Origin of the sequence: Streptomyces sp. NBC_00258 (assembly GCF_036182465.1) — a bacterium.
In the GTDB taxonomy this organism is placed as follows: domain Bacteria; phylum Actinomycetota; class Actinomycetes; order Streptomycetales; family Streptomycetaceae; genus Streptomyces.
The window spans coordinates 640,339-654,269 of the sequence record NZ_CP108081.1 but is presented as its reverse complement, the minus strand read 5'-3'; the positions used below and the strand labels follow the sequence as shown (position 1 = coordinate 654,269).

The 13,931-nt window shown below is 72.0% G+C and carries 6 protein-coding genes; 3 read left to right on the top strand and 3 right to left on the bottom strand.

Annotation, left to right across the window (positions count from 1 at the left end):
• Nucleotides 1–55 precede the first annotated feature (55 nt).
• Complete coding sequence (locus OG718_RS02900) at nt 56–3,247, top strand: BTAD domain-containing putative transcriptional regulator (RefSeq protein ID WP_328843092.1); 3,192 nt, start codon at nt 56–58, stop codon at nt 3,245–3,247.
• A gap of 53 nt (nt 3,248–3,300) precedes the next feature.
• Here the strand turns inward: OG718_RS02900 and OG718_RS02895 are convergent, their stop codons facing one another.
• Genes OG718_RS02895 through OG718_RS02885 form a run of 3 tightly spaced genes read right to left on the bottom strand, consistent with a single transcriptional unit; the run spans nt 3,301 to nt 6,195 of the window.
• Nucleotides 3,301–4,449 carry a nucleotide disphospho-sugar-binding domain-containing protein gene (locus OG718_RS02895; RefSeq protein ID WP_328843091.1) on the bottom strand — a complete coding sequence of 383 codons (1,149 nt, stop codon included), beginning with the start codon at nt 4,447–4,449 and terminating at the stop codon, nt 3,301–3,303.
• A 13-nt stretch (nt 4,450–4,462) separates the two neighbouring features.
• A complete protein-coding gene (locus OG718_RS02890) occupies nt 4,463–5,269 on the bottom strand; it encodes an ABC transporter permease (RefSeq protein WP_328843090.1) in 807 nt (268 codons plus the stop codon).
• Complete coding sequence (locus OG718_RS02885; RefSeq protein WP_328843089.1) at nt 5,266–6,195, bottom strand: ATP-binding cassette domain-containing protein; 930 nt, start codon at nt 6,193–6,195, stop codon at nt 5,266–5,268. The genes OG718_RS02890 and OG718_RS02885 overlap by 4 nt, the downstream gene beginning before the upstream one ends.
• Before the next feature lie 206 nt (nt 6,196–6,401).
• On the opposite strand from OG718_RS02885, the gene OG718_RS02880 reads away from it, so the two are divergent.
• Nucleotides 6,402–7,439, top strand: coding sequence for a ketoacyl-ACP synthase III family protein (locus OG718_RS02880; protein ID WP_328843088.1), 1,038 nt, complete (start codon nt 6,402–6,404; stop codon nt 7,437–7,439).
• A gap of 33 nt (nt 7,440–7,472) precedes the next feature.
• Entirely contained in the window at nt 7,473–13,919 is a 6,447-nt protein-coding gene (locus OG718_RS02875) for an SDR family NAD(P)-dependent oxidoreductase (protein ID WP_328843087.1), read from the top strand.
• Nucleotides 13,920–13,931: the final 12 nt, after the last annotated feature.

The window sequence follows — 13,931 nt, the reverse complement described above, 5'->3', positions numbered from 1 at the left end:
CGGGATTTGATCAGCCCATGGGGTTCGCGCCCGGCTCCTGCGGCACAATGAACCCATGCCAGCCGGTGGGGTCATCAGCGTCCTCGGACCGCTGCGGATACGGACCGCGGACGACGCTGCCGCCGAGGTGCGCGGAGTCCGGTTGCAGACGCTCATCGCGATCCTCGCGCTGGCCGCGGGCCGGGAGGTGGCCCGCTCCGACCTCCTCGAAGCGCTGTGGGACGACGACCTGCCGTCCGCCCCGGACAACGCGCTACAGGCCCTGATCTCCCGACTACGGCGAGCCCTTCCTGGGCTTGTCGTCGAGTCGAGCCCGACCGGCTACCGGCTCGTCATGCGGCGGGATGACGTCGACGCACTCCGCTTCGAGTCGCTCGCCTCGGCCGTCGGTGCCGTGCGGGGCGAGCCGGAGCGGCGCGCGGCCCTGCTGCGCGACGCGCTGACGCTGTGGCGCGGCCCAGCCCTGGCCGGGCTGATCCCCACCCGCGTCGTACGGGCTCACGCGACGCGGCTCGAGGAGCTGAGGCGGCGGGCGGGGGAGGAGCGGATCGACGCGGACCTCGCAAGGGGTGGCGGCGCCGGACTCGTCGCCGAACTCGTTGGCCTCGTGTCCGCGGACCCGCTCCGCGAGAAGTTACGGGTCCAGCTGATGCGCGCGCTGCAGGCCGCGGGACGGCAGAGCGAGGCACTCGCCGTCTACGAGGACGCGAGGACCCAGCTCGTCGAGGCCTATGGGATCGATCCCTCGCCGGAACTGCACCAGGCGTATCTGGACGTGCTGCGTGGCGACCGGCCCCCCACGCCGCAACGAGCCGTGCGTGCACCGCGGTTGCCCGTACCGCTCACCGAACTCGTCGGCAGGGAAGCCGATGTCGAGCGGGTCCAGGAGCTGCTGGAGCGCGACCGGCTGGTCACCGTGGTCGGCCCCGGCGGCGTCGGTAAGACCCGCGTGGCCGTCGAGTCGGCGCGCCGTGTCGACGAGCGGGGCACCGACAGTGTCTGCCTGGTCGAACTCGCCACGGTCACCGACCCGGTGAATGTGCCGCGCACCATCCTGGACGCGACGGGTGCGGGCGAGGGCGGGCTGCTGTCCGCGCCGGGCTTCGAGGTCGCTGACGGGGCTGTGCTGCGCCGGGTGACCAGCCTGCTGGCCGGGGAGCGCACCCTCCTCGTCCTCGACAACTGCGAACACCTCGTCGATGTGGTCGCCGAGACTGCGGGGACCCTGCTCGCCCACTGCCCCGGTCTGCGGATACTCGCGACCGGCCGACAGCCCCTGGGCGTCAACGGCGAGCGGCTGCACCATCTTTCGGGCCTCGCCCTGCCGCAGCGCACCAGCGATGTGCGCGACAGTCCCGCGGTGCGGCTCTTCGTCGACCGCGCCATCGGCGTACGCCCCACCTTCTCGCTGGACGAGCACACCGTGGAGCCCGTGGTCGCGATCTGCCGTGCCCTGGACGGCCTGCCACTGGGCCTCGAACTCGCCGCCGCCCGGCTGCTGTCCCTCTCGGTCGTCCAGATCCGCGACCGGCTCGACGACCGGTTCCGGCTTCTGGGGCTCGAGGGACGCTCTGCTGACGGGCGCCGGCGCACGCTACGGGCCGTCATGGACTGGAGCTGGGAGCTGCTGGATGACGCAGAGCGGACGCTGGCCCGTCGACTCGCGGCGTTCGCCGGCCGCGTCGACCTCCCGTTGATCGAGCGTGTCTGCGCCGGACACGGAGTCGACCCCGCCGATCTCGACATGCTGCTGTCCTCGCTCGTTGCCAAGTCGATCGTGCAGACCGAGGAGACAGACGGGCGCCTCGGCTATCGGATGCCCGAGACCGTGCGGGTCTACGCTGCCGAACAGCTTGCCGCGACGGGTGACGAGGAGCGGCTGCGGCTGCGGCATGCGCAGACGCTGCTGGTGATCGCCGAGGCGGCCGAGCCGCGGCTGCGCCGCAGCGGCCAGGATGCCGAACTCGCCACGCTGACAGCCCTGTTGGACGACTTCTACACAGCACTGCGTTGGTCCCTTAACGCCGCGCCACCGGAGCTGCCGCTGCGCCTGGTCGCCTCGTTGGAGTGGTTCTGGCTGCTGAGCGGGCGCCGCGCGGAGGCAACGGAATGGACGCGGCGCGCGCTCGCCCTGCCGTGCGGGGACCGGCCCGTCGAGCGGGCGATCGTGTGTGCCGTCGGGGGGCTTCAGCACGGAGCCCTGCTCGGCCAGGAGGAGGGCGTCCGGTATCTGTTCGAGGCGCTGGCCCTGATCCAGGACCTTGCGGACGCCGATCACCCTGTTCTGGTGGCTGCCGAGATCCTGGGCTCGCTCGTCTCCGGGGACCCGGAGACGGTCAGCGGACTGCTGCGCGAGGTCAGCGGGCACAGTGATCCGTGGATCAGCTCGTTCGCTCGGATGCTCGGCGCCCGCATGCACGCCAACGCCGGGCAGCCGCGCTGGGCACGCGACGAACTCCTTGCCGCGCTCGACGGGTTCCGCACCATCGGGGACCGCCTCGGGCTGACGTACACGCTCTCGGCGTTGGCCGAGTCCGAGAGCGCCCGGGGCGACCACGTGGGCGCCATGAGTGCGCTCGAGGAGGCGCTGCGCGCGGTCACCGAGCTGGGTGTCGCGGAGGACCGGCCCATGCTCATGGTCCGCCTGGCGGTCGAACACGCCAGGACGGGGAGGCTCGACGAAGCCGAGGCCGGTCTGGAGGAAGCCGCGGCGGAGGCGTCCAGGCTCGGCCTCGGCGAAGTCCTCGGCGTCACTCATCTCGCGCTGGGCGACCTGCGCCGCGCCGAGGGCAGGACGGCGGAGGCCCGTCGACTGCTAGACCGTGCCCTGGCCGAGGTGATGGCACACGGCCCGGGTGTCGGCTACCGGCCCGCCGTGCTCACGAGCCAGGGGCACCTGGCGGTTGCCGAAGGCCGCCTGCCTGCCGCACTGGAGGCCTGCGCGACCGCACGGGACCTGGCGGGGCAGGTGGATGACGCCCCGCTGGGGGCGCGCATCCTGGTGCTGGCGGCGGACATAGCCCTCGCTCAGGCGGACCCCAAGACCGCGGCAGTCCTGCTGCACACCGCAGCCGACGTGCGCGGTCAGCAACTTGACGCCGATCCCGATGTCCACCGCGTTGCCCGAGCGACCCGGCTGGCTCTCGGTGACGACCGGTACGGAGCCGCCCGGGCCGTGCCCGCGGACGAGATCGACGGTTTGTTCACGGCCCTCAGCGGACGGCTGGCACCACCGCCGGCACGCTGAGGGCCCGTCGGGGTGTCGGACACTGATCGCCGCAAGGACGTGCCGCCGACGGCTCAGCCGACGACCGGCGCCGCCGCCAGTTCGGCGAGCAGCGGGACGATCGTGCTCGGTGCCGGTAGGCGGCGCATCTCGTCGGCAAGGGACTCGGCGGCGGCTCGGTGGTTGGAGCTGGAGAGGACCTCCTCCACCGTTGCGCTCAGGCTTGTGGGGGACTCCTCACGGAGGGCGGCGTCCAAGTCCAGTACGACACCCGCGCCACGTGCCGTGATGCGCTCGCCGACCGCCGCCCATGAGGGGTTCGGCTGGGCCAGGATGACCTGCGGGACGCCGAACGCGAGGCCCGTCAGGGCCGTTCCGGCGCCGCCGTGGTGCAGCAGAGCGGCACAGCCACCGACGAACAGGTCCAGGGGCACCGCACCGGGCGCGCGTACGGAGGCGGGCAGGACGGTGGCCCCCTTCGGGACCGCCGTGACGACCGACTCGACGTCGCGGACGGCGGTGAGTGCGCGGATCAGCGCGTCCCAGACCGCCGGCTGGGACAGCATCGCGGTCTCCCCGCCGAAGGAGACACAGAGGCGCCGGTCCCCGGGTGGCCGTGCGGCCCAGTCGGGCGGCGATCCCGCCCCGTTGAACGGAACGAACCGCAACGGCTGGGAGGCCGCCGCGTCCGGGCACTGCAAACTTGGCGGACATGGGTCGAGCACCATCGACGGCAGCGCGGGACCTTCATCGATCCCGCGCCTGGCCGCCACGTCGATGAGTGCCTCGACGGCCCGCGGAATCGACTGCGAGCTGATGCGGTCCGGCCCCCAGCGGTGCACCACGGCCGGGACCCGCAGCGCCGCGGCCACGATCAGACCGCTGAACTCGATCGGATCCACCAGCACCAGGTCGGGATGCCAGGCCCGGGCGACCTCCAGGTGCTCGTCCAGGACGCCGTCGACCCGTTGTTGCCACCGTTCCTGCAGCTGCACCCAGTCCGGAGCCGCTCCCGGCAAGCCCGACGGGGCCGCCGACCGCCGCGTCGGGCGACCCGGCGGTTCGCTCACCACGGCCCCCGACAGTCCGGCGGCCGCCGCCCGCTTTACCGCCGGTGCCCCACCGGCCACGAGCACCTCGTGCCCGCCTGCCCGCAGTGCCCAGGCGACCGGCACCATCGCCATCAGATGGCTCGGCACCAGCGCGACGATCAGCACCCTCATCTCTGAACTCCCCTCAGCGTTCGCGGTGATAGGCGCGCAGGGCCAGCGGGGCGAAGACCACCAACAGGACGGCCGACGCGATCAACGTCCTGGTCACAGGTTCACCCACCGGCCCGCCGACGAGCAGCCCGCGGACGGAATCGGCCAGCATTGTGACCGGGTTGAGCTTCACGACCGCCTGGAGCCAGCCCGGCATGGTCGAGACCTCGACAAAGGCGTCGCTGATGAAGGTCAGCGGCAGCATGATGCCGAAGGCGAGCGCCTGGACGTTCTCCGGGTCCTTGGCGAGTAGCCCGGCCAGGACCGAGGCCCACGACAGACAGAACTGGAACACCAGCAGCAGGAGGAACATCGGGACCAGCTGGCCCCAGTTCGTCTCGATGCGGAAGCTGAGCAGCATTCCGAAGGCCATGAGCAGGACCACCGACCACACCAGCATCACGTAGTCGGCCAGGATCCGGCCGATCAGTGGCGCCGTGCGGGAGATGGGCAGACTTCGGAAGCGGTCGAAGAGCCCTTTGGTGACGTCGGTGTTCATGCCGATGGCGGTGCGGGCGGTGACCAGGACCGTGCTTTGCACGATCAGCCCCGGGACCACGAACTGCAGATATGCGTGACGCGAGCCAGCCATCTGGCCGGCAAGGACGAAGGCGAACAGGAAGACGAAGATGACGGGTTGGATCCCGACTTCAACCAGCGTCTCCGGGCTGTGCCTGATCTGCACGAGCTGCCGCCAGGCCACCGTGGCGCTCTGCCGTACGACGGTGGCCGGACCGCGGCGTCGCGTCGGCCGGGGTGAGGACTCCGCGGTGATCGTCATACCGCTGCTCCCGTCGTCAGCTGCCGGAACACCTCGTCTAGGCTTGGCTCCCGGATGGCCAGTTCGCTCACCGCGATCCCGGAGTCGTCGAGCCGCCGGACGACCGCGTAGAGGGCCGCGGCGTCGTCGACCCGGGTGGTGACGGTGTGCCCGTCGAGTGCGTGCTGACCGGTCACCTGGGAGACGATCGACGCGACCCGGTGCAGGTGCGCGGCGTCCAGCGGGCGGACCTGGAGGGTGGGCCGCCCGACCTCCCGTTTGAGGGTCTCCGGGGTGCCTCGAGCGACGACGGAGCCGTGGTCGATGACCACGATGTCGTCGGCGAGTTGGTCGGCCTCCTCCAGGTACTGCGTGGTGAGCAGGACGGTCACGCCGCGCCGCACCTCCCCGCGGATGATGTCCCACAACTGTTCGCGGGCGTTGGGGTCGAGACCCGTCGTCGGCTCGTCCAGGAAGATCACTCCGGGGTTGCCGACCAGGCAGGCCGCGAGGTCGAGCCGTCTGCGCATTCCGCCGGAGTACGTCTTGGCGGTGCGGTCGCCCGCGTCGGACAGGCCGAAGCGCTCCAGCAGGCCGAGCGCCGTGCGCCGGACGTCCGCGCGGGACCCGCCCAGGAGCCGGCCGAGGAACACCAGGTTCTCCACACCGGTCAGGGTGTCGTCGACCGAGGCGTACTGCCCCGTCAGCCCGATGATCTCGCGGACCCGGTCGGCATCCTTCACCACGTCGTGGCCGTGGATCCGGGCCTGGCCGCCGTCGGGGCGCAGTAGGGTGGCGAGGACGCGCACGGCCGTCGTCTTTCCAGCGCCGTTCGGGCCGAGCAGGCCCAGGACGGTGCCCTCCTCGACGGCCAGGTCCACGGAAGTGAGCGCGACCGTCTCACCGAAGCGCTTGGCCAGGCCGACGGCTTCAATCGCAGCTGTCACAGGTCTGTTTCCCTTCTCTTTCCCCCGGCCGGAGAGAGGCCCGGCACAGAGGGCACGAGCCGGACGGTAGGCAGTGCCGCTGACAAGCGGCTGACACGTGCTTGACGCGAGTCTGCGCGTGGGGCCTCGATCGCTGTTCCAGCCCGCCTTGAGCGGTGCGGGCGAATCTGACCTGGCCATTACGAGATTGGTTCCGGGAGGCCTGGGTGCGAGTCGGCGACGTCTACATCGATGCATTGGGGACCTGGCTCCCCGCGTCCTACAGCGCGGAGCGCGCGGTGCGCGAAGGGCTGTACGAGGCGGTGGACTTCGAGGAGAACGGGCTGCTCGGGACCCGGGTGGCGGGTCCGGAGGAAGCGCCCGCCGAGATGGCCCTGCGTGCGGTGCGCCAGCTCGCCGGGCGTCGCGGCGGCGACCTGTCCGATGTGGACCTGCTGGTGCACGCCGGGGGGTCCTGGCAAGGCCCCGAGGGGTGGCGTCCGGCCTCCTACATCCAGCGCCACACGGTGGGCGGCACCGGGCCCGCCTGGGAGCTCAGGATGGGGTGCCTGGGCGGGCTGACCGCCATGGAGGTCGCAGTCGGCTTTCTGCGGGGAGACGACTCCCGGCGCACGGTGCTGTTCACCACCGCCGACAACTGGTCGTCACCCGTGGTCGACCGCTGGCGGTCCTTCCCCGGCGTCATCCTCGGCGACGGTGCCTCCGCGCTGACACTCGGCAAGCGCCCCGGGTTCGCCCGGCTGCTGTCCGTGAACACCGGCGGCGTCCCCGACCTGGAGGGCATGTACCGAGGCAGTGAACCTCTCTTTCCGGGCACCTCGCTGCAGCGGCCGCCGATCGACTTCCGGATGCGGGCGACCGCGTACAAGGAGGTGGACTCGACGAGTTCGGAAGCGATGATGCTGTCGGCGAAGGTCCAACTGGAGCTGATCGACCGCAGCCTGGAGGAAGCCGGCATCGGCCGCGGCGACATCACGCGCGTCATCTACGTCAACTACTCCCGGATGGCCACCCAGATGTGGCTCCTGGACCCGCTCGGCATCCCGATGTCGACCTCCACGTGGGAGATCGGACGGCACATCGGGCACATCGGCCCGAGCGATCAACTCGTCTCCATGGACCGGCTGCTGGAGCAGGGGGCGCTCTCCCCGGGAGACCACCTGCTGCTGGCCGGGCTCGGCCCCGGGATGACCCTCGGCAGCGCTGTGCTGGAGATCGTCTCACCTCCCGCCTGGACCGCCTGACCGTTCCGTTCCCGCTAGCAGAAAGGCTCTGAGATGGCCGACTCGTCCCCCGGCGGTCGCACGAACACGCCCATCGCTGTCGTAGGCATCGGGTGCCGATTCCCCGGTGCGCGCGGAGCGGCCGAGTTCTGGGAGTTGCTCTGCGCGGGTCGCGACATGATCACAGAGGTACCGGCCGACCGCTTCGACATCGATGCCTTCCACGCACCAGGCCCCGTCGGGCCCGGCATGATCAGCACCCGGTCGGGCGGCTTCGTGGACGGCTTCGACGCGTTCGACGCCGGTTTCTTCGGGATCGCGCCCAAGGAGGCGGCCCACATGGACCCCCAGCAGCGCCTGCTGCTGGAGACGAGTCACGACGCGCTGGCGGACGCAGGGATCGCCGCAGACCGCCTCGCCGGCAGCAGCACCGGAGTGTTCGTCGGCCAGCTCACCGCCGACTACTGGGACACCCTCAGCCGCGACGGCACCCTCGATATCTACGCCAACACGGGCACCACCCGCGCGGTCACCTCCGGTCGCGTCTCCTACGCCTTCGACCTGCGCGGGCCGAGCCTCACCCTCGACACCGCGTGCTCCTCGGCGCTCACGGCCGTGCACCTGGCCTGCGAGAGCCTGCGCGGCGGTGAGTCCACGCTGGCGCTCGCCTGTGGGATCAATCTCGTGCTGCGACCCGAGCCGAGCATCACCTTCTCCCAGGCCGGCATGCTCGCGCCGGACGGCCGCTGCAAGTTCGCCTCGCCCGAGGCGGATGGCTTCGTCCGCAGCGACGGGGTGGCGGTGGTCGTGCTGAAGACGCTCGAGCAGGCGGAGGCCGACGGCGACGACATCTACGCGGTGCTCCTGGGCTCGGCCGTCACCAGCGATGGCGAAGGCAGCGGCTACCTGCTCACGCCCTCCGCGGAAGGGCAGGAGCAGACCCTGCGTTCCGCCTATCGCAACGCCGGCGCGGACCCGGCCGCCGTCGGCTACGTGGAGGCGCACGGCACCGGCACCGCGATCGGCGACCGGGTCGAACTGACCGCGCTGGCCCGGGTGCTGGGCGAGGGCCGTACCGAATCGTGCCGGGTGGGCTCGGTGAAGACCAACATCGGGCACACCGAGGCGACCGCCGGTCTGGCCGGACTTATCAAGACCGCCCTGTGCCTCAAGCACCGTCGCATCCCCGCCAGCCTGCACGCCGAGAAGCTCACCGACTCCGTCGACTGGGACGAGCTGCCGCTGGTCGTGCAGCGCGAACTCGTCGACTGGGAGGCCGAAGGACCTCGGTTGGCCGGGGTCAGCTCCTTCGGGATCTCCGGCACCAACGCGCACGTCGTGCTGGCCGAGTACGTGGCCGAGAACGCCGAGCCGTCCGCAGCGGCATCCGACGACGACGGTCCCGTGCTGCTGCCGTTGTCCGCACGCGGCCCGGCGGCACTGCGCCGGATGGCCGTGGACATGGCCGACTTCCTCGGTCCCGACGGCGCCGGCCGCGCCGTCCCGCTCCGGCGGATCGCGGCCACGGCCGCCACTCGACGTGAGCACCTCGACAGTCGGCTGGCCGTGGTCGGCTCCACGCACGACGAACTCGCGGACGCCCTGCGGGCGTTCGCCGCCGACGAGCCCGCCCCTGGGCTGCGCAGTGCCGACGACGTGGCGGACACTCCGGCCCGCACGGTCTTCGTCTTCCCCGGCCAAGGCTCCCAGTGGGTCGGCATGGGCCGGGAACTCCTGGCCACGTCACCGGTCTTCCATGAGGCGCTCGCCCGCTGCGACGAGGCGGTCCGTGCGGAGACCGGCTGGTCGGTCCTGGACCGCATCGCCGACGACGCCCCGCTCACCGGGATCGACGTCGTCCAGCCCACGCTGTGGGCTATCGAGGTCGCCCTCGCCGAGCTGTGGCGGTCCTGGGGCGTCGCACCAGACGTCGTCGTCGGGCACAGCATGGGCGAGGCAGCCGCCGCCTGCATCACGGGCGCGCTCTCCGTCGAGGACGCGGCCGCGGTGATCTGCCGCCGCAGCCTTCTGCTGCGGCAGGTGGCGGGCAAGGGCGCCATGGCCTACGTCGAGCTGAACGCCGACGAAGCCGAGCGGGAGATCGCCGATTGCGCCGACACGGTCTCCGTCGCGGTGATCAACGGCCCCCGGGCCACGGTGCTCGCAGGTGCCCCGGCGGCGTTGGAGGAGATCCTTGCCCGCTTGACGGCGCGCGACGTCTTCACCCAGATGATCAAGGTGGACGTCGCCTCCCACAGCCCACAGATGGACCCCCTGCGCGAACAGCTGCTCGACGAGCTGTCCTTCATCGAGCCCCGCTCCGGGCGGATCCCGCTGCACTCCACCGTCCATGACGAGGTGCTGGACGGCTCCCAGCTCGGTACCGGCTACTGGGTACTGAACCTGCGCGAGCCGGTCCGCTTCGGACCCGTCGTGCAGGGCATGCTGAGCGGCGGCCGCAGCGTCTTCATCGAGATGAGCCCGCACCCGGTACTGGTGCCCGCCATGCAGGAGTGCCTGGCCCTGGCCGGCCGGAACGCCGGAGCAGCCGTCCCCTCGCTGCGGCGTGACGAGCCCGAACGCGCCGCCCTGCTGGACGCCGTCGCCACTCTCTACACCGCCGGGGTGCCGGTCGACTGGGAGCAGTTGGGCTACCAGGGACGCCCGGTGCGCCTGCCGATGTACCCCTGGCAGGGCACCCGCCACTGGTACACGCCCGCCCGGCAGGCCGTTCCGGCACCTGCCCGGGGGCCGGTCGCACCGGCGCACCCGTTGCTCGGCACACGGCGCGACGAGGGCGCCGACCTTGTCTGGGAGGACCGGCTCGACCTGCACACGGCGGGCGGCTACCTCGCCGACCACGAGGTCCAGGGCGCAGCACTGCTGCCCGGTACCGCCTACGTGGAGATGATGACCGCCGCGGCGCGCCAGGCGTTCGCCCCCCGCACCCCGTCCCTGGCCGACCTCTCCTGCCATCGCGCCCTGTTCCTGCGCCCCGGCGACAACCCGCTGGTCCAGGTACGCATCACCGGATCCGACGCACCGATCCCGCGGATCGAGGTCCGCAGCAGCCTGGACGGTGAGCCGATGATTGTGCACGCCACCGCGCAGGTACGACTCGAGGGTGTGGTGCCGACGGGCCGGGACGCGGTGGTGGCCGCCCGGTCTGCCGCGCGCGAACGGGCCGTCCGCCACCGCCAGGGAACGGCCTTCTACGCGGACTCCGCACGCAGCGGCAACCACTGGGGCCCCGCCTTCCAGGGGATCACCGAGCTGTGGGACCGGGAGGGTGAGGCACTGGCGCGCATCCAGGCCCCGGCCGCCCTGCCGCTCACCGACGACGGGCAGCTCTTCCACCCCGCTCTCCTGGACGCTTGCGCCCAGGTCCTGTCGGCGACCGTCACCGGCGAGCACGGGGCCGCCTCGGAGGTGTTCGTGCTGGAGCGCATGGACGCCGTCAGCGTGTACGGCACCCCGCGCGGACCGCTGTGGAGCCACGCGGTGCGCACGTCGGGCGACGCCGTTTCGTACACCGGCGACATCACCGTCTGCGCCGACGACGGGACGGTCCTCTCCGAGCTGCGCGGCGTCCGGCTGCGCTACCTTGAGCGCGACGTCGGCCGACCAGACGCGCCCCGCCCGCCGCACCACCGCACCGACCCGCAGGACGAACGGGAACTCGCCGACTGGCTCTACGCACTCGACTGGCGCCCCGTGGCTGCCCGCCCGCAGGCCGCCCTACCGGACGGCCCCTGGCTGGTACTCGCTGACCGCCAGGGTGTCGGAGCCGTCCTCACCGAGCGGCTCCGCGCGGCCGGCCACCGGTGCGTGCGCGTGTCCGCCGGGGCGGGGCACCGTCGGCTCGACGAGGACGCGTACGAGATCGACCCTGCCTCCCCGGACGACCACACCCGGCTGCTGGCGGAGCTCGACGGCACCGGACCGTGGCGGCTGGTCCACCTGTGGGGCCTCGACGCCGCCGCGTACGACGGCTGCCGCGGCGTGCTGAACCTCGGCCGATCCCTGCACAGGCTGACGGGCGGCGTGGCCACGTACTGGCTGGTCACCCGTGGGGCCCAGACCGTCTCCGTCACTGACCGCGTCGCCGGTCCCGATGCCGGCGCCGTGTGGGGCATGGCCCGCGCCATGGCCCGCGAACACCCCGGGTGGGGGCTGCGGCTGGTGGACCTCGGCGCCTCGGACGGTGCCGACGCCCTGCTCGCCGAGCTGTGCCGGGACGGAGCCGAGGACCAGGTCGCCCTGCGGTCCGGCACCCGCGTAGTGCCGCGCCTCGCGGCCAGGCTGTGGCGGCAGGGGGCGGACGGATCGCCCAACATGAGCATCCGTGTCCAGTCGCCCGGCGTCCTCGACGAGCTGCGTCCCGCCCCCGTCGAGCGGACCGCCCCCGGGCACGGCCGGGTCGAGATCCGTGTCGATCACGTGGGCCTCAACTACCGCGACCTGCTGCTCGCACTGGGCGCACTCCCGGACGCGTCGGGCGCGACGCTCGGACTGGAGTGCAGCGGCACGGTGACCGCCGTCGGAGCCGACGTCACCACCGTGCGTGAGGGTGACGAGGTCGTCGCAATCGTCGAGGACGGACTCGCCCGCTACGTGACCACCTCCGCGTACCTGGTCGCGCCCCGCCCCGCCGGACTGTCCGCCGTCGAGGCCGCCACCTTGCCGATCGCCCTGGTCACGGCTTACCAGGCGATGTTGGAGGTGGCGCGGCTGCGGGAGGGCGACCGAGTGCTCATCCACTCGGCCACCGGCGGGGTCGGCATGGCCGCACTCCAACTCGCGCGCTGGAAGAACCTGGACGTGTACGCCACAGCCGGCAGTTCCGAGCGCCGCGCGCTGCTGCGCACCCTGGGCGTGCGGCACGTGGCGGACTCGCGGTCGCTCGCCTTCGTCGACATGGTGCGCGAGGCGACGGCGGGGCAGGGCGTGCACGCCGTCCTGAACACGCTCGGCGGAGCCGAGGCCATCTCGGCGAACCTCTCCCTGATCACCGCGCACGGTACTTACGTCGAACTGACCAAGCGTGACCTGTACGCGGGCGCGCACATCGACCTGCGTCCTTTGTTGCGCAACGTCTCCTTCTCCGTCGTGGACGTGGTGGAGATGCTGCGGCGCCGACCACACCAGGTCGGCGGCGTGCTGGCGAAGGTTCTGCGGCTCGTGGCGACGGGGGACGTCTCGCCCCTGCCCTACCAGGTCTTCCCCCTCGACCACGCAGCCAAGGCGTACCGCGAGATGGCGGCCGCACGCCACATCGGCAAGCTGCTGGTGTCCGTGGGACGGTCCGACGCGCAGAGCCCGGCGGCCTCGCGGATCCACGCCGACGCCACCTACCTCGTCAGCGGTGGCCTGGGCGGCCTGGGACAAGAGGTGGCGCACTGGCTGGCCGACCGCGGGGCTCGTCACCTGCTGCTGATCGGCAGGACCCCGCTGCCCGGGGACGGCACCGAGGACCCACGGCTGGCCCGACTGCGCGCGAAGGGCGTTCGCGTCGACTACGAGGCGCTCGACGTGACCGACGAACCCGCCCTGCGCGCCGTCCTCGACCGGCGCGCCCGGGCCTGCCGGCCGCCGGTGCGCGGGGTGGTGCACGCCGCCGGTGTGGTCCTGTTCCGGAGCCTGGGCGAGACCACCGACGAGGATCTGGCAGCCTCCCTGCGGCCCAAGGGGGGCGGCGCGCTGACCCTGCATCGATCTCTGGACGGCGATCGTGCGAACACCCGGCTGGACTTCTTCGTCTTGTTCTCCTCCGGATCCTCGATCCTCGCTTCTCCCATGCTCGGCGCCTACGCGGCCGGGAACGCGGCCCTCGACTCCTTCGCCCACTGGCGGCGGCAGGAGGGTCTGCACGCCCTGTCGGTCAACTGGGGCTTCTGGTCGGAGGCGGGCCTCGCGGCGAAGTTCGACAGGGTGGAGGGCCGCCCGCTGGCACCGGCCGGCATCGCGACCTTCACCCCGGCGCAGGGCCTGCGCATCCTGGAACGTCTGCTCGCAGAGGACGCCACCCAGGCCATGGTGATGCCCGCCGACTGGGAACGCTGGGCGGCCACTTACCCGGAGGCGGCGTCGACCGCGCTCCTGAGTGACGTACTCAGCCGTGGTCTGCCCACTGCCGCCCCGACGCCACTTCTTGAGACGCCCGTTGAGCTGACGCCCGACGAACCGTCGGCCTCCGGGGAACCAACGGTCTCCGCCGACGCCGGCCCGACGGACGACCGAGCCGAACCGGGCGGCCGGGACCTGAGCGAGTACCTGACCCGGAAGATCGCGGAGGTGCTCGGGCTGCCGCTGGATCAGGTCAGCAGGAACCGGCCGCTGAACCGTCAGGGCATGGACTCGCTGATGGCGGTCGCGGTGCGTACCCGGGTCCAGGAGGAGCTCGGAGTGACGATGTCGATGGCCAAGATGCTGGGCGGTCAGACCATCAGCGAACTCGCGGGCGAGCTGGCGGTCGATGTCACGGCCGGCACGGCGTCGTGATGGGGAGGCGTG

Bases quoted from the DNA above. Each gene is read 5' to 3' on its own strand.
- OG718_RS02875 (WP_328843087.1), top strand. From the start codon at position 7,473: ATGGCCGACTCGTCCCCCGGCGGTCGCACGAACACGCCCATCGCTGTC.
- OG718_RS02890 (WP_328843090.1), bottom strand. From the start codon at position 5,269: ATGACGATCACCGCGGAGTCCTCACCCCGGCCGACGCGACGCCGCGGT.
- OG718_RS02900 (WP_328843092.1), top strand. From the start codon at position 56: ATGCCAGCCGGTGGGGTCATCAGCGTCCTCGGACCGCTGCGGATACGG.
- OG718_RS02895 (WP_328843091.1), bottom strand. From the start codon at position 4,449: ATGAGGGTGCTGATCGTCGCGCTGGTGCCGAGCCATCTGATGGCGATG.